At 76.4% G+C, this 17093-nt stretch carries 18 protein-coding genes; 9 read left to right on the top strand and 9 right to left on the bottom strand.

The window, feature by feature from the left end; genetic code table 11:
* The coding region (locus tag AB0O29_RS20595; protein WP_365153360.1) for a winged helix-turn-helix domain-containing protein at positions 1 to 245 on the bottom strand (245 nt) is incomplete at its 3' end.
* A gap of 181 nt (positions 246 to 426) precedes the next feature.
* On the opposite strand from AB0O29_RS20595, the gene AB0O29_RS20590 reads away from it, so the two are divergent.
* Entirely contained in the window at positions 427 to 1662 is a 1236-nt protein-coding gene (locus AB0O29_RS20590) for an FAD-dependent monooxygenase (RefSeq protein WP_365153359.1), read from the top strand.
* A gap of 177 nt (positions 1663 to 1839) precedes the next feature.
* Complete coding sequence (locus tag AB0O29_RS20585) at positions 1840 to 2049, top strand: hypothetical protein (protein WP_365153358.1); 210 nt, start codon at positions 1840 to 1842, stop codon at positions 2047 to 2049.
* A 45-nt stretch (positions 2050 to 2094) separates the two neighbouring features.
* Here AB0O29_RS20585 and AB0O29_RS20580 read toward each other — a convergent pair whose 3' ends face one another.
* Entirely contained in the window at positions 2095 to 2748 is a 654-nt protein-coding gene (locus AB0O29_RS20580; protein WP_365153357.1) for a maleylpyruvate isomerase N-terminal domain-containing protein, read from the bottom strand.
* A 97-nt stretch (positions 2749 to 2845) separates the two neighbouring features.
* On the opposite strand from AB0O29_RS20580, the gene AB0O29_RS20575 reads away from it, so the two are divergent.
* Entirely contained in the window at positions 2846 to 3967 is a 1122-nt protein-coding gene (locus tag AB0O29_RS20575; protein ID WP_365153356.1) for an ABC transporter substrate-binding protein, read from the top strand.
* A gap of 5 nt (positions 3968 to 3972) precedes the next feature.
* Here AB0O29_RS20575 and AB0O29_RS20570 read toward each other — a convergent pair whose 3' ends face one another.
* The gene (locus AB0O29_RS20570; protein ID WP_365153355.1) at positions 3973 to 4419 is read right to left on the bottom strand and encodes a hypothetical protein; all 447 of its coding nucleotides are present in this window, start codon (positions 4417 to 4419) and stop codon (positions 3973 to 3975) included.
* 202 nt (positions 4420 to 4621) lie between these two features.
* Positions 4622 to 5899, bottom strand: a complete 1278-nt coding sequence (locus AB0O29_RS20565) for a hypothetical protein (protein WP_365153354.1) — start codon at positions 5897 to 5899, stop codon at positions 4622 to 4624.
* 160 nt (positions 5900 to 6059) lie between these two features.
* On the opposite strand from AB0O29_RS20565, the gene AB0O29_RS20560 reads away from it, so the two are divergent.
* Complete coding sequence (locus AB0O29_RS20560) at positions 6060 to 6578, top strand: DUF6328 family protein (protein WP_365153353.1); 519 nt, start codon at positions 6060 to 6062, stop codon at positions 6576 to 6578.
* Between the two features lie 169 nt (positions 6579 to 6747).
* On the opposite strand, the gene AB0O29_RS20555 is transcribed toward AB0O29_RS20560, so the two are convergent.
* The 3 genes from AB0O29_RS20555 to AB0O29_RS20545 all read right to left on the bottom strand — a co-directional run bounded on the left by AB0O29_RS20555 (position 6748) and on the right by AB0O29_RS20545 (position 7876).
* Positions 6748 to 7134 carry a hypothetical protein gene (locus AB0O29_RS20555; RefSeq protein ID WP_365153352.1) on the bottom strand — a complete coding sequence of 129 codons (387 nt, stop codon included), beginning with the start codon at positions 7132 to 7134 and terminating at the stop codon, positions 6748 to 6750.
* Positions 7135 to 7243: 109 nt separating this feature from the next.
* A complete protein-coding gene (locus AB0O29_RS20550) occupies positions 7244 to 7417 on the bottom strand; it encodes a CsbD family protein (protein WP_365153351.1) in 174 nt (57 codons plus the stop codon).
* A 78-nt stretch (positions 7418 to 7495) separates the two neighbouring features.
* Positions 7496 to 7876, bottom strand: a complete 381-nt coding sequence (locus AB0O29_RS20545; protein ID WP_365153350.1) for a hypothetical protein — start codon at positions 7874 to 7876, stop codon at positions 7496 to 7498.
* A 114-nt stretch (positions 7877 to 7990) separates the two neighbouring features.
* Here AB0O29_RS20545 and sigJ point away from each other — a divergent pair, with 114 nt between their 5' ends.
* Complete coding sequence (gene sigJ / locus AB0O29_RS20540; protein ID WP_365153349.1) at positions 7991 to 8911, top strand: RNA polymerase sigma factor SigJ; 921 nt, start codon at positions 7991 to 7993, stop codon at positions 8909 to 8911.
* A 135-nt stretch (positions 8912 to 9046) separates the two neighbouring features.
* Here sigJ and AB0O29_RS20535 read toward each other — a convergent pair whose 3' ends face one another.
* A complete protein-coding gene (locus AB0O29_RS20535; RefSeq protein ID WP_365153348.1) occupies positions 9047 to 9538 on the bottom strand; it encodes an NUDIX domain-containing protein in 492 nt (163 codons plus the stop codon).
* Between the two features lie 243 nt (positions 9539 to 9781).
* Here AB0O29_RS20535 and AB0O29_RS20530 point away from each other — a divergent pair, with 243 nt between their 5' ends.
* From AB0O29_RS20530 to AB0O29_RS20515, 4 genes are all read left to right on the top strand, one after another.
* Complete coding sequence (locus AB0O29_RS20530) at positions 9782 to 11800, top strand: serine/threonine-protein kinase (protein WP_365153347.1); 2019 nt, start codon at positions 9782 to 9784, stop codon at positions 11798 to 11800.
* A gap of 124 nt (positions 11801 to 11924) precedes the next feature.
* Positions 11925 to 13652 carry a hypothetical protein gene (locus tag AB0O29_RS20525; RefSeq protein WP_365153346.1) on the top strand — a complete coding sequence of 576 codons (1728 nt, stop codon included), beginning with the start codon at positions 11925 to 11927 and terminating at the stop codon, positions 13650 to 13652.
* The gene (locus tag AB0O29_RS20520; RefSeq protein WP_365153362.1) at positions 13565 to 14134 is read left to right on the top strand and encodes a hypothetical protein; all 570 of its coding nucleotides are present in this window, start codon (positions 13565 to 13567) and stop codon (positions 14132 to 14134) included. Before AB0O29_RS20525 ends, AB0O29_RS20520 begins: the two co-directional genes overlap by 88 nt.
* Positions 14131 to 16350 (top strand): PQQ-binding-like beta-propeller repeat protein, encoded by a 2220-nt coding sequence (locus AB0O29_RS20515; RefSeq protein WP_365153345.1) that lies wholly within the window; start codon positions 14131 to 14133, stop codon positions 16348 to 16350. The genes AB0O29_RS20520 and AB0O29_RS20515 overlap by 4 nt, the downstream gene beginning before the upstream one ends.
* Positions 16351 to 16360: 10 nt before the next feature.
* Here AB0O29_RS20515 and AB0O29_RS20510 read toward each other — a convergent pair whose 3' ends face one another.
* Complete coding sequence (locus AB0O29_RS20510) at positions 16361 to 17056, bottom strand: MerR family transcriptional regulator (RefSeq protein ID WP_365153344.1); 696 nt, start codon at positions 17054 to 17056, stop codon at positions 16361 to 16363.
* Positions 17057 to 17093 lie beyond the last annotated feature (37 nt).

Here is a 17093-nt window from a genome sequence, read left to right as displayed (position 1 = left end):
CGGGCGGCGCGCACCGGCCGGTCCGGGGCCGCCACCACCGTCCCCACGCCCGGGACCGCGCTGACCAGGCCCTCGTGGCGCAGCTCGGCGAGCACCTTGCTCGCGGTCGCCATGGCGACCCCCCACTGCCGGGTGATCTCCCGGGTCGACGGGACGCGGTCGCCCGGCGCCAGTTCGCCCGCCTCGATCCGCTGCCGCAGCTCCGCGACGATCCGGCTGTAGCGCGGTACCGCCCGCTCGCCCACCGACAACCCCCTCCGCACTAGTGCACCTGGATGCCGGTCATCCTAGCCGCAGGCGCGGGGGATGCCGCGCGGGAAGGGGGGATTCCCAGGCCGGTGTACTAGTGCGGACAGGGTGAAGAGGGCGCCCTCGAAGCCGGTTTCAGGGTTGTGCACTAGCGTGCGTACGCCGTATATTCGCGGCATGGCGAACCACGGGATACTCATCAGCGGCGCGGGCATCGCAGGACCCGCGCTGGCGTACTGGCTACGCAGGGCGGGCTTCGCGGTCACCGTCGTGGAGCGCGCCCCGGCGCCGCGGCCGGGCGGGCAGACCGTCGATCTGCGCGGCGCCGGCCGTACCGTCACCGAACGGATGGGCCTGATGGACCGGGTCCGGGCCCACTGCGTCGACCAGCGCGGCCTCGCCTTCGTCGACGCCTCCGGCCGGACCACCGCCCGGGTGCCCGCCGACGCCTTCGGCGGCGAGGGGATCGTCTCCGAGATCGAGATCCTGCGCGGCGACCTCGCCCGGCTGCTGTACGAGGCCACTCTGCCGGACACCGAGTACCTCTTCGACGACAGCGTCACCGGCATCGAGGCGGCCGCCGGCGCGGACGGGGTGACCGTCACCTTCGAGAAGGCGGCGCCGCGCCGGTTCTCGCTCGTCGTCGGCGCGGACGGCCCGCACTCCGCCGTGCGCGCACTGGCCTTCGGCCCCGAACGCGACCTCGTCCGCCCGCTCGGCCTCTACACGGCCTGGTTCACCGCCGTCGACCACGGACTGGACCTCGACGGCTGGTACCTGATGCACAACGCCCCCGGCGGACTGGTCGCCTCCGCGCGGCCCGGACGGCTCCCCGGCGAGATCAAGGCCGGCTTCAGCTTCCGCTCGCCCCCGCTCGCGTACGACCGCCGCGACCCCGACGCCGGGCGGGAGCTCGTGGCCCGCCGCTTCGCCGGCGTCGGCTGGGAGGCCCCGCGCCTGCTGCGGGCGATGCGCACCGCCCCGGACTTCTTCCTCGACTCGATGGGCCAGGTCCGCCTCGACGGCTGGACGCGCGGCCGCGTCGCGCTGCTCGGCGACGCCGGGTACTGCGCCACCCCGCTGACCGGCCTCGGCACCAGCCTCGCCCTGGTCGGCGCCTACGTCCTGGCCGGGGAACTCGCGGCGGCCGGGGGCGACCACACCGTCGCCTTCCCGCGCTACGACGCGGTCATGCGCCCGTACGTGACCCGGGCCCAGGAACTCCCGCCCGGAGGGGCCGCCGGATACGCGCCGTCGGGCCGGCTCGGCATCCGGCTGCGCGACCTCTCCATGCGGTCGATGACCCGCTGGCCGATGCGGTCCCTGCTCGCCGGACAGTTCGCCAAGGCGGGGGACATCGCTCTGCCCGACTACGGCCTCACCGCCGCGGAACGGCGCCCGGCGCGGCCGTGACGCCCCATCAGGCCGGACGCGGCCATTGATTGATCGGCCGTCCAGCGGCGAAGGTGGTCACCGCACCCCGGATCCGGCCACCCGTTCCGGAAGTGCTCCCCCCGCAACGGGGTCACCGGCACCGGTCCTCGCCCGGCCCCCGGCCCGTTGCGTCCCCGTCGGAGAGGAGCGACACGCATGTCCAGCACCCCCGCACTGCCCCGCAGGAAACCCGGCGCCAGCGGACGGACCTTCGACGCCCAGGAACCCGACCCCGGCGCCCCGGGCCGCGCCCTGCGCGCCCGCGCCGGCGAGGGGTGGGAGCGGTTCATGCGGCGCACCGAGATCGACACCCGGCAGGAGGCCGAGGGCGACACCCCCGAATCCCCCCTGCCGTCGACGGCTTAGGAGGCCGTCGCCTTCCTCCCCTGCGCGACGCCTGCGCCGTGCGGCTCAGCCGAGTACCAGCGGGAGCCTCGCCGCGAGGTCGCCCAGGGCCGCCCGTTCCCCGTCGGTCGGGGTGCGGCGGCCGGTGCCGACCAGCAGCGCGTCCCGGTCGGGGAGCGCGGCGGGGAAGGGGGCGCCGGCGATCCGCTCCAGGGCCGTCCGGGCCGCCGCGAGGGTCTCGGCGGGCGGCGGCGGGGCGGACGGCAGGTGCGCGATCAGGTCGAGGTGGTGCAGGGTCCACTCCATGACGTACGCGGACAGGTAGTCGGCGACGGTCAGCACCTCGCCCTGCGTGCCGACGCGGGCCGCCGGGTCGGCGAGCGCGGCCGCCCGGCCCGCGGCCGGACCGACGTCGTCGAGGTGGAACCTGAGCCACCGCGGCTCCCCGTACGCCGCCGCCAGCCGGGGGACCAGCGCGTCGAGCGGATCCTCGCCCGTCGGCGGGTCGACGAGCTTCCAGTAGGTGGTCGCGTTCACGGTCGGCTCCGCCCCGGCCGGTGTGACCAGGGTGATCAGGACGTCCTGGGCGTCGATGACCAGGTGGCACACGAGATCCCGCACGAGCCAGCCGGCGCAGCCGGACGGCCTTTCGAAGTCCTCGTCGGGGAGCCCGGCGACCGCCGCCAGCAGGGCCGTCCACGAACGTGAGAAGAGGTCCATGACGGCACGGTAGCCCGGGGGCCCGTCCGGCCCGTGGGAAATCCGGTTGCCCGGCGGCGACCGGGGCGGATGCAATGGCCGTCATGGGAGCCACCGCATGAACACACCGCCCACGACGCCCGGGCCCGGGACGCGGCTGGCCGACGGGTCACCCGTCCGGATCGGCGCCCTCGTCCCGCTGACCCGCCCCGGCTGGGCCGAGGCGGGCCGCCACCTGCTCGCCGGCCTGCGGCTGGCCGCCGACGAGGCCAACGCCGCCGGCGGGATCGCCGGACGTCCGCTCGAACTGGTCGTCCGGGACACCGCGGCCGACCCGGCGCGGGCCGAGGCGGCGGTGGACGAACTGGCGGAGCTGGGTGTGGCCGCCCTGGCGGGGGAGTACCACAGCGTCGTCGCCCGCGCCGCCGCGGCCCGCGCCGACGCGCTCGGCCTGCCGTTCCTCTGCTCGTCGGCGGTCCTCGACGAGCTCACCGAACGGCCGACGGAATGGGTCGCGCGCCTGGCCCCGGCGCAGTCCCGGGGCTGGCGGACCTACGCGGACTTCCTCCTGGGTGCGGGCCACACCCGCATCGCCGTCGCCGCCGACCCGAGCGTCTACTGGGCGACCGGCACCCGCATCCTGCGCGAGCACCTCGCACCGCGCGGCGCCGCCCTCGTCGAACTCGACATGCGCGCGCTGACCCCCGAGGCCGTCCGCGAGGAACTCCTCACCCACCGCGCGACCGCACTGCTGCTCCTGGTCGGCCATCCGGAACCGGCGGTGCCGCTCGTCAGGGCCGTCCGCCGCGACCCCCGACTCGCCGGGGTCATGCTCGGCGCGCCCGCCGGCCAGCCCGAGTTCGCCGAATGGGCGAAGCTGCTGGGCGGGGACGGCGCCGCCGTCCCCTTCCTGCGCTACCTGCCCGCCCGGCTGGGCCCGCTCGGCACCCGGGCCGAAGCGGCCCTGCGCGAACGGCTCGGCGAGGCCCCCTCCTTCGTCGCCTTCGAGGGCTACGACACCGTCGCCGTCCTCGCCGACGTGCTGCGCACCCACGGCACGGACGACCGGGCGCGCACGGCCGCCGCCTGGCCGCACGTCGACGTCGAGGGCACCCGGGGGCGGATCCGCTTCTCCCGCGTACCGGGCATCGGCGTCCATCAGTGGGCCTGGGCCCCGCTCCAGGTGGCCGACCGCGACCCGGCGGACCCGACCCGCTTCCGCGTCCGCCACACCGGCTGAGGCCGCTACCGGCCGGCGGCGGCCGTGGTCAGGGCGCGGACGGCCGTGTGCTGGGAGTAGGCCAGCAGGCCGATCGTGGTGGCGCTCATGGCGACGGCGAAGAGCACGTGGCCGATGGTCGAGGTGACGGCGAAGCCCAGGGCGCTCAACGCGAAGTGGCTGCCGACGCGCAGGGCGATGAGCGCGATCGCGACCTTGCGGGTCTCCTTGCCCCGCCACAGCGCCTTGGCGAGCCGCAGCCGCCTGCGCATCATCGTCAGCGAGACCGCGATGTTCACGGCCAGCAGGACCAGCAGGGCGGGCCACACCGAGGGGAAGGCCTGGAGGATGTCGAAGGCGGCCGCGAGGACCCCCTCGAATCCGAAGAACCAGAGCGGGAGCCGGTAGTCGGCCGGTGCCGGGGTGCCGGTCTCCTCGGCCGGTCCGGTCTTCTTCGTCTTCAGGCTGTTCATGATGCCGCCCCCGTGGTCGTCGTCTTGGTGATCGTCATTCTCGTGCGGGGAAGGGGATCGGCGGCAGGGCCGTGGATCACATGTGCCGGATGACGGATGTCATATGAGGGAACGTCAGAACGTCGATCCGGTCGTCACCTCCGGAGGTGACGACCGGCCCGCCGCAGGGCGTCGCCACCCGTACCGCGTGGCCGGCCGGTTGTCAGATCCGGCCATCCGGCTGTTCGGGGAGGCGTGCCAGGACGCCGCCCAGGAAACGCTGCGCCGCCGGAAGCCGGTCGAGGGCCGACAGATCGGGCGCCGCGACCGCGGTCCCGCCGTCCGGGACCCGGCCCGGGCGGGTGAGCACGAGCGCCAGGCGGCCGGAGCGCTGCCGGGACGGCTCCCACCCGGCGAGGGCGAACCCCGCCCGGCGCAGCCGCTCCAGCACCGCGACCGCGTCGGGCGCCTCCGCGGCGTCCGCCTCGACGACGACCCGGTCGCTCAGGCCCGCCGAGGCGTACGCGCCGTCCGCCCGGACCCGGTACGGGATCCCGTCGACGGCCCGGCCGACGTCGGCGGGCCGGCGGGACAGCAGGTAGAGGGACTCCACGGCCGGATCCGGCCCCGACAGCTCGCGCAGCGCCCCCGGCAGCGGAGCCCGGAACGCGGGCCCCGCGGCGCCCCCGTCCGCCACCGGGACCAGCACGGGCCGGGCGCCCCAGCCCTCCGCGAGCATCGCCGCGAACAGCCGGGCCTCCGCCCGGTCGGGCAGCCGCAGCCGCTGCGCCCGGACGCCCGCCGCCCATGCCGCCCCGTCCCGGGGCGCGCAGGCCGCCACGAACGGTTCCACGGCCGTGCGGGCCACCACATGGGAGCGGACGGCGTGCGCGGGCAGGAAGCCCCCGTCCCGGACCAGACCCTCCAGCACCGGGCCGACGGGCGGCCGGCCCGGTGCGGAGCGGGCCACCCTGGTGTGGGACACGAGCAGGCCCGCCCCGGGCAGGCCCCCGGCCGCCGCCCACAGCAGCCGGGCGCGCAACAGGCCCGCCGCCAGCCGCGGTTCGGCGCCCGGACGCTTCCCGGTCCGGCCGACCTCGTAGCGCACGTCGCCCCGCCCGGCCCCTTCCGCGTCCCCTTCCTCCCGCGGCCCCTCCTGCGGCCCCTCCCGCGGCCCCTCCGTGAACCACCGGGCGAGTCGGGTGAACCGGGTGGTCGCCACCACGTCCCGCCGCCGGTCCAGCAGCACGAACAGCCGGACGCCCCCCTCGGCCACCGCCCCGTCCAGCTCCCGGGCCGCCCGCTCGTCGTCCGGCCCCGGAGCCCTCCGGTACACCTCCACGAGCAGGGACACCACCTGCCCGGCGATCCGCCGCCGTTCCGCCCCGCCCCGGGCCGCCACCTCCCCGGGCAGCACCAGTTCGTACCCCCGCGCCGCGTAGGCGCGCCGGATCCCCGCCAACTCCCGCACGCCGTCCGGGCCTTCCCCGTGTGAGTCCATGCGTTCACCCCTACCCGCCCCGCCCCCGGCGGCACCGCCGGGACACCTCGCGGCGGGACGCGGCCCCGCGCACCGCCCGCCTCCCGGGGCGTGTGCGGGCGGGGAGGCGGGGTAGGCGCGGGGCGGAGCACCGCCGGGCCGAACGGGAGGAGCCGCCGGAATGAACGAGCGGAACGGCTCCGCGCGCCCGGACGGCGGGAAACGGACCGACCCGGGCCGGCGCGAGAGCGCCGAGGAACGGGCCGACCGGCAGTGGCAGGAGCTGATGCAGGAGATCAGGGTCGCCCAGACGGGCGTGCAGATCCTCTTCGGCTTCCTGCTCACGGTCGCCTTCACCCCGCACTTCCAGGCACTGTCGGACACCGACCGGGCGATCTACATCGCCACCGTGGTCGTCGGCTCGCTGGCGGCCGGCGCCCTCATCGGACCGGTCTCCTTCCACCGCATCGTCTCCGGGCGCCGGATCAAACCCGAGGCGGTGGTCTGGGCCTCGCGCCTGACCTTCACGGGCATCGTCCTGCTGCTCGCCACGTTCACCTCCGCGCTCCTGCTCGTCCTGCGCGTGGCGACCCACGGGACGCTCGTCCCGTGCCTGGTCGGCGGGGTGGTGGCCTGGTACCTGCTGTGCTGGTTCGCACTGCCCCTGTGGGCGCGGGAGCGGCACACCGACGAGCGGTGAGCGCACGCGGGCCGGGCGGGGAAGTCGGCGTTTCCCCGCCCGGCCGCGTTCCGCACGCTAGGGACCCGCGCGGACCGGCGCAACGGCGTGCGCGTGGTCGCGCGGGGCGCCCGGCGGTGCACCCGGCCGGGCGCCCGCCGTACGGTGCCCCCGCGCGCCCCCGCCCGTCTCACGCGCCTTCGTCGTAGGTGCCCGCCTCGACTTCCAGGGCGAGTTCCTGGAGCACCTCGATCGCCGAGACGTCCGTACGCCCGGCGTCGTGCGCGATCGCGAGGCTCGTGAAGGCCAGGCTGAACCCGGAGACCATCGTGTGGAGGGCCGGGCCGAGGGCCTCGGCCACCAGGGCCGCCACCTGCTGCGGCGTCGCGTCGGCGGGGACGCGGATCGACGGCAGCATCTCGTTGAGCAGCAGCGTGGCCACACCGGGCGCCCCGCCGGAGCCGGTGTCCCCTTCCAGTCCGTTGTCCTCGTCCAGGCCGCTCTCCACGGCCCGGCGCACGTCCTGGGCCTCGGTCAGGATGCCGATCACCCGCTTGAGTATCTCCGCGCGTTCCATCCTGCGGAGCGTAGTCCCGCGCCGGGGGCGGCGCTGCGGGAAACGCGGGGTTCCCCCGTGTGGAGGCCGCCGTCCCCGAGGACGGCGGCCTCCACGAGCGGGGCGCCGGCTAGTGCTTCATGGCGTCCTTGGCCTTCTGCCCGGCCTGCTTCGCGTCGGCGACGGCCTGTTCGGCGCGCCCCTTCGCTTCGAGGCTCTCGTTCCCGAGTGCCTTGCCGGTGGTCTCCTTGACCTTGCCCTTGGCGTCCTTACCGATGTTCTTGGCCTTCTTGCCCGCTGCCATGCGCGCTCACCTCCTGGAGTGGGTTCCACCACCGCGCCTGCCCGGCATTCCGGCCGGTATGCGCACCATTCCCCCGTTTCAGGTGCGGCGGCGCCGTCCCAGGTCGAGCACGCTCAGCCCGAACATCAGCACCCCCAGCGGGACATGGACCGAAGGGACGTGCGCGATGCCCAGGACCACCTGCACCGAGGCGAGGACGAGGAACCCCGACGCGTACAGGACGGGGCGGGGCGACCCGCCCCCCGGCCGCCACGCCAGGACCGCCGCGAGCACGTACAGCATCGACGCGCCGTACATCACGCGCGCCCCGACACCGTGCAGCGTCTCGCCGTACGAGGTGGACAGCAGCAGGCCGGCGGTGGCGGCCTGGAAGAAGATGGCCAGGGTCTGCGCGGCCACCGCGGTCTGAAGGAACGCCGGTGCGGTCCGCCGGGTGGTGGTGGTGTCGATGGTCGCCATGGAGGGCCCCGTCTCTCTGCCTTGCGGCCGTGGTCGGTACTGTCTCGCCGGTACGACGACGCAGCCCCCCGAAGTGTGAGGCGGGGGCGAGCAGCCCCGAGGAGCGGTCGCGCCATGAGCACCCCACCCGAGTCCGACCCGAGCGTGATCGCCGGCGAGCGCGGCCACCTGACCAACCTCGCCTACCGGCTGCTGGGTTCGCTCACGGAGGCCGAGGACGCCGTCCAGGAGGCCTACACCCGCTGGTACGCGATGCCGGGGCGGCAGCGGGCGGGCATCGAGTCACCGGGCGCCTGGCTGACGACCGTCGTCAGCCGGATCTGCCTGGACGTGCTCGGCTCGGCGCGCGTCCGCCGCGAACGCTACGTCGGCGAATGGATCCCCGAACCCCTGCCCGACCGCACGGAATGGCCCGCCGCACCGCTGGGCGCGACCGACCCCGCGGACCGGGTCACCGCCGACGATTCCGTGGACATGGCCTTCCTCGTCGTCCTGGAGTCGATGACCCCGGCCGAGCGGGTGGCGTTCGTCCTGCACGACGTCTTCCGGTACTCCTTCCCCGAGATATCCGCCATCGTCGGCCGCACCCCGGCGGCCTGCCGCCAGCTGGCCTCGTCGGCCCGCCGCCGCGTCACCAAGCACCGGCGCCCCGCACCCGCCGTCGCCCGACAGGTCTCCGTGCTGCGGGACTTCAAGGAGGCCTGGCAGGAGGGCGACATCAAGACCCTGGTCGCCCTCCTGGACCCCGATGCCGTGATGACGGCCGACGGCGGCGGCCTGGTGAGCACCGTCCGGCGCACGATCGAGGGCGGCCGGGAGATCGCCCGCTACCTGACGCACATCGCGGGCCTCTCCCCGGACCTGGTCCTCCTGGAACGCACGGTCAACGGCCGCCCCGGCCTGGTGGCCCAACGCGGCGGCACCACCGTGACGGTGGCGGCCTTCGACCTCACGGAGGGCCGCATCACCCGCATCTGGGCCGTCCGCAACCCGGAGAAACTCCGCCCCTGGACCACCACCCCGGCCCACCCCTGAGCACCTCAGAGCGGCGGGCGCGGCCCCGCGCTCGCGATCGTGCCGGCCGGTTCGGTGGAGTGGAGGGTGTACCGCCACCCGTCGGTGGTACGGGGGAGGCCCGAGCGGCGTTTCACCCCTGCCCCCGGCCGGCGGTCAGCCGTCCAGTGCCCGGTACCGGGCGAAGGCCTCCAGCGAGTCCGGGACGAACGGCAACCGGGCCATCAGCCCCGGCAAGGCCTCCTCCTCCACCCACTCCCACCAGGCGACCTCCCCCGGGTCCGGCGACGGCGTCCCCGTGATCAGCGCCTCGTGCACCGCCAGCCAGTACGGGGAGACGACCCCGTCGCACAGGAACTTGAACCGGAAGCGCACCGGCGCCGCCGTCCCGAGTTCCTCCGCCAGTTCCCGCGCCGCGGCCTCCCCGTACTCCTCGCCGGCCTCCACACCCCCGCCGAGGAGCCAGTTGTAGGCGCCGGGGAACCGCGAGTCGTCGTCCGGCCGGCGGTGCACCAGCACCCGGCCCCCGGCGTCCCGGCACACCACCGTCGCCACCCGGTGCAGCCACCGCCGCTCGATGGCCTCACCGCGCTCCACCACGCCCAGCACCCGGTCGTGCTCGTCGACCCGCTCCACCCACTCGGCCATACCCGGCCCCCTCGCCACCGCCCGGCCGGACGCCGGGCACGGCCTCCAGCAGTACAGGGGGCCGGCCCGCCCCGCGCGGGCGGGGTCGGGTTCCGGCCAACCCGCCCCGCCGGAAGCCCGGTTCCACAGGGCGTCCGGCCCCACCCGAGCCGGTACCGTGCATCACCCCGCCGCCCCGAGGAAGGGAACGACCATGCGCACCCCCCGCGCGCCCCGGCCCGTCCGGCACACCGGACACGCCCGGTGACCGGTCCCGCTCCGGTGCGCCCGGGAGACCCGGCCGCGCTCGGCCCCTGGCGGCTGCTCGGCGTGCTCGGCGAGGGCGGGATGGGCACCGTCTACCTGGGCCGGTCCGGCCGTCGGGTCGCGGCCGTCAAGACGCTCCGGCGCGAACTGCTCGGCGATCCGCACCTCGCCGCCCGCTTCCGCCGGGAACGGGAGGCCGCCGAGGCCGTCCGCAGCCGGTACGTGCCGAGGCACCTCGGCGCCGATCTCGCCGGCCCCGTCCCCTGGCTGGCCACCGAGTACGTGCCCGGCCCCACCCTGGAACGCTGCGTCGAGGAGTACGGCCCCCTCCCCGCCGAGGCCGTCCGCGCGCTCGGGGCCATGCTCGCCACCGCCCTGTCCGCCCTCCACACGGCGGGGGTCGTCCACCGCGACCTGAAGCCGTCCAACGTGCTGCTCGCCGAGGACGGGCCCCGCCTGGTCGACTTCGGCATCGCCCGCATGCCGGCGGCGACGAAGGTCACGTACACCGGACAGCGCCCCGGCTCGGCCGGCTACATGTCCCCGGAACAGGTCCTCGGCCGGGAACTCGGCCCGCCCAGCGACGTGTTCACCCTCGGTGCGCTCCTCGCCTACGCGAGCACCGGACACCACCTCTTCGCCGGCGCCGGAGACGGCTTCGCACTCGCCGACTACGCCATCGCGCACGACGAGCCGGACCTCTCCCTGGTGCCCCCGCCGCTACGGCCCGCGCTCGCCGCCTGCCTGGACAAGGCGGCGGAACACCGCCCCGGGGCCGCGGAGCTGGCAGCCCGGTGGGAGGCCCCCGGCCGGACCGCGCCCGCGGCCTGGCCGCCCGCCCACGTCCTGCGCGACATCGAGCGTGAGGGCGCCCGCGCAAGGGAGTTGACCGGCCCGGCAGGCCCGTCCCGCCGCCGGGCGCTCGCCGTCGCGGCGGGCGCGGCCGTCCTGCTCGCGGGCGGCGCGGGCGCCGCCGGACGGCGGTGGCTCGCAACCGGCGGGGACGCCACCGAGGAGATCCCGCTGTGGAACGGCGCGCCCGGCGAGATCCCCGCACCGGTGTGGACCGTCTCCGGCCTCGACCCCGCCATGCCCTTCGGCCCAGCCCGGGCGGGCGACGTCCTGCTGGTCGCCGACCCGGGGAAGGTGTCCGCCCTCGACCCGCGCACCGGCCGCCGGCTCTGGTCGTACCAAGGCGGCCGCCCGCCCGTCCGGCAGGCACCCGGCCCCCTGCTCGTCGGACCGGACGGAATCCTGCGCGCCCTCGACCCCCGTACCGGCACACCCTCGTGGACGGGCCCCGGCGGCCTCACCGGACTGCTCGCCGTGGACTCCGCCGCCGTGTACGCGACCGCCACCGACGGCCGCGTCGTCGCCGCCCGGCCCGGCACGGCCACACCCCTGTGGCGCTCGCGGCAGCCGCTCGCCGCCGGGGCCGGCGCGACGGCCGCGGCGGCCGCGGCGGGGGAGGGGAGGCTGGTCGTCACCACCGCCGACGGAGCGGTCCACGCCCTCGACACCCGGTCGGGGGAGCAGAGCTGGACGGCGGCCGACGCCGCCCGCGACCTGCCCGCGACCGTCGCGGAAGGCTTCGTCCTGCTCTGCGGGGCCACGCTGCGCGGGCTCGACCCCGCGGACGGAACCCGGCGCTGGGAGTCCAGGCCCACGACGCCGACCGGCTCCTTCGGCGCACCCCTGGTCCGGTCCGGGTCGGTGTACGCGGCCGAAGGCGGCCGGCTGCGCTGCCTGCGCCTCACGGACGGCACCGACGTACGGGAGATGGCGGGCCAGGTCGGCGACTACGCGGCCGCGCAGCCCGTCGCCGCGGCGAACGGACTGTACGTGCCCCTGTCCACCGGAGCCGCCGGCCTGGCCGCGCTCCCCCTGGCCGGGGACACCGAGCGCTACCGCTTCTCCCCGGCGGCCGAACGCGACGAACCCTGGGCGGTGGTGGCGGCGGGCCGGATCGTGGCGGCCCAGAACGGCGGACGGCTCTACGCGCTGCCCCTCTTCTGACCCCGCCGCCCCGCGTGGCCGGGAACTGATCACCTCCCGGGACCGTCCCCGACCCTGGAGGTAGGGTGCCCCAGGCGTCCGACGGACAGTCAGGCAGCAGCTGGTGAACGGGGGTTGAACCGGCATGGCGGCACACGGCGACGGTCCGCGGTCCCTGGGGGAGGGCGACCCCGCCCGGGTCGGGGAGCACATCCCGCTGGCGCGGATGCGGGAGAGCGCCTCGGCCGTGGAGTACCTGGCACTGGACCCCGACGGGGCCAAGGTCACCGTCCTCGTCCCGCGGCCCCGGATCTCCGCCGACCCGGCCCTGCGCCGCAGGTTCACCTCGGAGGCCCGGCTCGCGGCGGCCGCGGCCGGCCCGTGGGCGCCCACGGTGCGGGAGGCCGCCGACGGGCACCTCGTCACCGCGTACCGCCCCGCCCTCACCCTCGGCTCCGCCGTCGCCCGGCACGGTCCGCTGCCGGAACACGCCCTGCGCGTCCTCGGCGCCGCGCTGGCCGAGGTCCTCGTACGGCTCCACCCGCTCGCCGGCGCCCACCAGGGCCTCGCCCCGCACACGGTGCTGCTCGCCGCCGACGGACCCCGCCTCACCGGATTCGGCCCGCTCGCCGCCGCCACCGGCATCGCCCCCGCCACCGAGGGCGGGCCCGCACGCCTCACCCTCGGCTTCCTCGCCCCCGAACAGGTCGCCGGCCGGCCGCCCGGCCCCGCGTCCGACGTCTTCGTCCTCGGGCTGCTCCTCGTCTACGCGGCCAGCGGGGCGGGCCCCTTCGCCACCGCCACCCCCGACGCCGTCGCCACGGCCGAACCCGACCTCGACCGCGTACCGCAGGACCTGCGCCCCCTCCTGGCCCGCTGCCTCGGCAAGGACCCCGCCCGCCGCCCCGCCCCCGAGGCCGTGGCGTCCGCACTCGCCCCGGACGGCGCGGCCGCACTCCTCGTGGCCGAGTGGCTGCCGGGGGCACTGGTGACGGAGCTGTCCGCACAGGCCTCGGCCGTCATGGCGCTGGAGGCGCCGCCCCAGGACTCCGGGGCGGCGACGGCGGTGGCCACGCGGCTGGACGGGACCACCCCCGACGAGCCCGAACGGCCCCGCCGCCCCGCCCGCCGCGCCCTCCTCCTGGGCGCCCTCGGCACCACGGCGGGCCTCGCCGGCGGCTTCGCCCTCGGCCGTAGCACCCGCAAGGCCCCGCCCGCGGCGAAGCCCGCCGCCGGTCCGAGCGGGCCGCCCGCCCGCGTGCCGGGCACGGCGCCCACCCCGCTGTGGCACTACAAGGCCCCGTCGAGATTCGCCCAACAGGCGGTGGTGTGGAACGACGAGGTGCTCGTGGTCCCGGTGACGGGAGCCACGATCGGCCTGGACCTGCGCACCGGGAAGACGCTGTGGACCAAGGACATCTGGTGCACGGCCACCCCCGTCCCCGTCGCCGACGACCTCCTCTTCGCCCCGACCTTCGCCCGCGGACTGGTCCGCTTCTCCGCCCGGACCGGGACCCTGCGCGACACCGACGCCGAGTACAGCATGCAGACCGACGCGTTCGACGGCCGGAGCGGCACCCGGGTCTGGTTCCGTGCCCCGGACAAGGAGAACGTGCCCCACCTGGTCTGCTACGACATCGCGCAGCGCGCCGCGGTGTGGCGTACGCCGGTGGGGAAGGGCGGCACGGTACGGGTGACACCCGGCCCGGAGTCCGCGTACGTGCAGCGGGTGCCCGACCCCGCCGACGCGAAGGAGAAGGAGCTGGGCACGGCCGTCTCCGCGCCCTGGACCCGGAGACGGGCGCGCAGCGCTGGGAGAGGTGGGAGAAGGAGGCCTGGGCCGCCCTGCCCGAAGAACCCCGCTCGTGGATGACCGCCGACGGCACCCTCTACACGGAGGAGGACTACGACCTCCACGCGCGTGACGTGCGGACCGGCGCCGAGAAATGGGGAGGGGAGGCCCTCAAGGGCACGGACCGGGTCAGCGCGCCGCGCGCGGTCCTCGAACAGGACGCCTCGCTGTACGTCGTGGACGCGAACCGGTGGACGCACCTGCTCGACCCCCACGACGGCAGGATCAAGCGGACCACGTTCCCGGGGGAGCCCCTCACCACTGGCTCATCCGACTACGCCGCCCTGGTGGCCGGCCCTCCGGGCACCCCGATGTACCGCTGCGACTGGCGGGCCGTCAACGCGCTCGACCCCGCCGACGGACGCAACCTGTGGGTCTTCCAAGGGCTGGCCGAGCAGCGGCAGGAACAGGAGGGTCTGACCTGGCGGGTGGCGAGCGGCACCCGGATCGCCGTGTTCTGCCGCCGGTTCAGCAGCCACTACTTCGCCCTGCCGGTCGGATGAGCACCGTGCCCCAGGACCCCGGACCCACCGCACCGCTCCGGCCGGAGGACCCCGAGCGGATCGGCGGCTACACCCTCCTCGGGCGGCTGGGCAGCGGCGGCATGGGCACCGTCTACCTCGCCCGGTCCGCCGGCGGACGCGTCGTCGCCCTGAAGACGGTCCACGAACACCTCGCCCGCGAGCCCGAGTTCAGGATCCGCTTCCGGCTGGAGGCGGAGGCGGCCCGGACGATCGGGGAGCGGCACGGAGCGACGGTCGTGGCCGCCGACACCCAGGGAGCGCTGCCCTGGCTGGCGACGGAGTACCTCCTCGGCCCCTCGCTCGCGGAGGCCGTCGCCCACCACGGGCCGCTGCCCGAACCCGTGGTGCGGGCCCTGGGCTCCCGGCTCGCCCGGGCGCTGGCCGACATCCACGCCTCCGGCCTGGTGCACCGGGACCTCAAGCCCTCGAACGTCCTGGTCACCGCCGCCGGCCCGCGCGTCATCGACTTCGGCATCGCCCGCGCGCTCGGCGCCCGCCGCCTGACCCGCACCGGGCAGGCCGTCGGCACCCCCGCCTACATGTCACCCGAACAGGCCTCGGGCCGCGACCACGAGCCCCCGGGCGACGTGTTCGCCCTCGCCGGGGTGCTGGTGTTCGCGGCGACGGGCCACGGCGCGTTCGACGGGAAGACGCCCGCCGACGTGCTCTACGAGGTGCGCTACGGCACCCCCGAGCTGTCCGGGGTGCCCGCCGGACTGCTCCCGGTCCTGTCGCGCTGCCTGGCCAAGGACCCGGCCGAACGCCCGGCCCCCGAGGCGCTCGCGACCGGACTCGGCGGAGCGGAGGGCGGCTTCGCCGACCTGCTGCCCGGCCCGCTGCGCGCCGACCTCGGCCGCCGGGCCGTCGGCGTCTGGGAGCTGCGCCCCTCGCGGCTGCCCGGACCGCCGCCGCCCGCCGACCCGCCGCCGCCCACCGGGTGGACCTCCCGTCGGCGCCTGCTGCTGGCCGGTACCGGCGGGCTCCTCGCCCTCGGTTCGGGCGGCGCGGTCTGGGCGGCGCGCGCCCGTTCGGGCCCGTCCCCGGCCGGCCGGAAGACGGCCTCGCCGTCGCCCCGGCCGCCGGGCCTGCCGCCCGAACCGCTGTGGACGTACGACGCCGGATCGCCGTGCCGGGTCGAGGCGGTCCGGGACGGGATCGTCGTCGTGTCCATCGGTGACGAGCTCCCCGGCCGGACCCTGGCCGGGCTCGACGCGGCGACCGGCAGGCAGGTCTGGCGCAGCCCCGGGACCGTGGACGTGGAGGAGACCGGCGAGGGGCTGGTCGTCCGCGAGAAGTCCATGGGCCTCGACGCCCAGAACCCCCTGCTGGCGCTCACCGCCGCCACCGGACGGCTGGCCGCCTACCCCGGCGAACTCCGCGACCCCCGCCTGGGCGGCCCCCGGCTGGTCGCCCGGACCGACGACCGCCTGTACCTCTCCGGGTACGACGGCGACCGGCAGCTGATCGCCGCCTACACGACGGCCGACGGCCGGCGGCTCTGGGAGCGGGGGACGGGACACGAGCCCTACGCCCCGAACCCCGGCGCGGTCGCCGCCGGGGACGTCCTGGTCTACTCCGTGTCGGGTGACGTCGTGGGCCTCGGCCGGGACGACGGCCGCGAACGCTGGCGCACCGACTTCTACGGCCCGGACAACCTCCCGCTGACGCCGGTCCACCCCGCCTCCCTGGACGGCGGACGCCTCTTCCTCGGCGGCGGCGAGGTGCGCGCCCTGGAGACCGCCACCGGAAAGGTGCTCTGGCGGTTCGGCGTGGACCGGATCCCCTACCCGGGAGGCCGGGCCGCCTTCGGGATCCCGAAGGCGGTGGACGGCATGGTGTACGTCCTCGGGCTGACCCCCGCGGAGCCGAAGAGCCCCGTGCGCGAGGAGCTGCTGGCGCTGCGGGCCTCGGACGGGGCGCCGCAGTGGACGTACGGGATCCCGGAGAACGCCCGCTTCCGACCCCCGCCGCTCCTGCACGGGGGCCGGCTCTACGTGGACACGGGGCAGCTGGCGCAGCCGTTCCTCGCCGTCGACCTGGCCACGCGCCGCCCGCCCTGGACGTACCGCAGCGGATTCAGCGAGGACGGCCACCCGCCGCTGACCACCGACGGCTACACGGAGCTCCGCATCGCGGGCGACCGCCTCCACCTGTCCTGCGGGACCCATGTGATCGCGCTCCCGGCGAACGGCTGACGGGCCCGCCTCAGTGCGGCCCGCACCCCGCCGCCGGCGCCCCGGCCGCCTCCTCGGCCTCGGCCGCCATCCGCCGCCGCACCTGGTCCTCCTGGGCCAGGCGCCGCAGCAGCTCGAAGACCGGGGCGCAGATCGCGAAGACGATCACGGCCCGCTCGGCCAGCGCCACCGGGTCGTCGAGGCACTCCGCCCGCTCCAGGTCCAGCCGGGCCACCGACTCGGCGAGCCGGGCGTACGCGGCCAGCTCACCCGGGGCGTACTGGGAGTCCAGCCGCCGGAGCTCCTTGAGGGCCGTGGTGAGCCCCCGTACGTGGGGCGAGGCGCCCGGCGCCCGCCAGTCGAGGGCCGCCAGCAGCTCCGCCACCTCCGAGGCGGCGGCCTCCTCGGCCTCCGCGTCCCCGTCCTCGTCCGCGCCGGCGGCGGAGGAGGCCACCGGCACCGGGAGGGCGTAGCTGATCGCCCCGAGGGCGCCCTCGGTGGTGTGGGCCTGGTCGACCGCGCCGAGGACCTCGCGGGTGGCGGCGATGGACAGGCCGCCGAGCGTGGTCAGCGCCTTGATCAGCCGGAGCCGCTCCGCGTGCTCCTCCCCGTACTCGGCCAGGGTCGCGGCGGTCGCCCGGCCCGCGGGCAGCAGGCCCTGGCGCCGGAAGTACTTGATGCTGGCGACCGGCACTCCGGTCCGCCGGCTGAGCTCCGAGATCTTCATACGGCCTCCCTGCCGGTCATCCGGTCCGGTTTGCGGC

Origin of the sequence: Streptomyces sp. NPDC089915 (assembly GCF_040684675.1) — a bacterium.
GTDB lineage: Bacteria > Actinomycetota > Actinomycetes > Streptomycetales > Streptomycetaceae > Streptomyces.
The sequence above is the reverse complement of the archived record's forward strand: the minus strand, read 5'-3'. Positions and strand labels throughout refer to the sequence as shown.

Bases quoted from the DNA above. Each gene is read 5' to 3' on its own strand.
- AB0O29_RS20510 (WP_365153344.1), bottom strand. From the start codon at position 17,056: ATGAAGATCTCGGAGCTCAGCCGGCGGACCGGAGTGCCGGTCGCCAGC.
- AB0O29_RS20570 (WP_365153355.1), bottom strand. From the start codon at position 4,419: ATGAACAGCCTGAAGACGAAGAAGACCGGACCGGCCGAGGAGACCGGC.
- AB0O29_RS20590 (WP_365153359.1), top strand. From the start codon at position 427: ATGGCGAACCACGGGATACTCATCAGCGGCGCGGGCATCGCAGGACCC.
- AB0O29_RS20555 (WP_365153352.1), bottom strand. From the start codon at position 7,134: ATGGAACGCGCGGAGATACTCAAGCGGGTGATCGGCATCCTGACCGAG.
- AB0O29_RS20580 (WP_365153357.1), bottom strand. From the start codon at position 2,748: ATGGACCTCTTCTCACGTTCGTGGACGGCCCTGCTGGCGGCGGTCGCC.
- AB0O29_RS20545 (WP_365153350.1), bottom strand. From the start codon at position 7,876: ATGGCGACCATCGACACCACCACCACCCGGCGGACCGCACCGGCGTTC.
- AB0O29_RS20535 (WP_365153348.1), bottom strand. From the start codon at position 9,538: ATGGCCGAGTGGGTGGAGCGGGTCGACGAGCACGACCGGGTGCTGGGC.
- AB0O29_RS20575 (WP_365153356.1), top strand. From the start codon at position 2,846: ATGAACACACCGCCCACGACGCCCGGGCCCGGGACGCGGCTGGCCGAC.
- AB0O29_RS20560 (WP_365153353.1), top strand. From the start codon at position 6,060: ATGAACGAGCGGAACGGCTCCGCGCGCCCGGACGGCGGGAAACGGACC.
- AB0O29_RS20515 (WP_365153345.1), top strand. From the start codon at position 14,131: ATGAGCACCGTGCCCCAGGACCCCGGACCCACCGCACCGCTCCGGCCG.
- AB0O29_RS20565 (WP_365153354.1), bottom strand. From the start codon at position 5,899: ATGGACTCACACGGGGAAGGCCCGGACGGCGTGCGGGAGTTGGCGGGG.
- AB0O29_RS20585 (WP_365153358.1), top strand. From the start codon at position 1,840: ATGTCCAGCACCCCCGCACTGCCCCGCAGGAAACCCGGCGCCAGCGGA.
- AB0O29_RS20550 (WP_365153351.1), bottom strand. From the start codon at position 7,417: ATGGCAGCGGGCAAGAAGGCCAAGAACATCGGTAAGGACGCCAAGGGC.
- sigJ (WP_365153349.1), top strand. From the start codon at position 7,991: ATGAGCACCCCACCCGAGTCCGACCCGAGCGTGATCGCCGGCGAGCGC.
- AB0O29_RS20525 (WP_365153346.1), top strand. From the start codon at position 11,925: ATGGCGGCACACGGCGACGGTCCGCGGTCCCTGGGGGAGGGCGACCCC.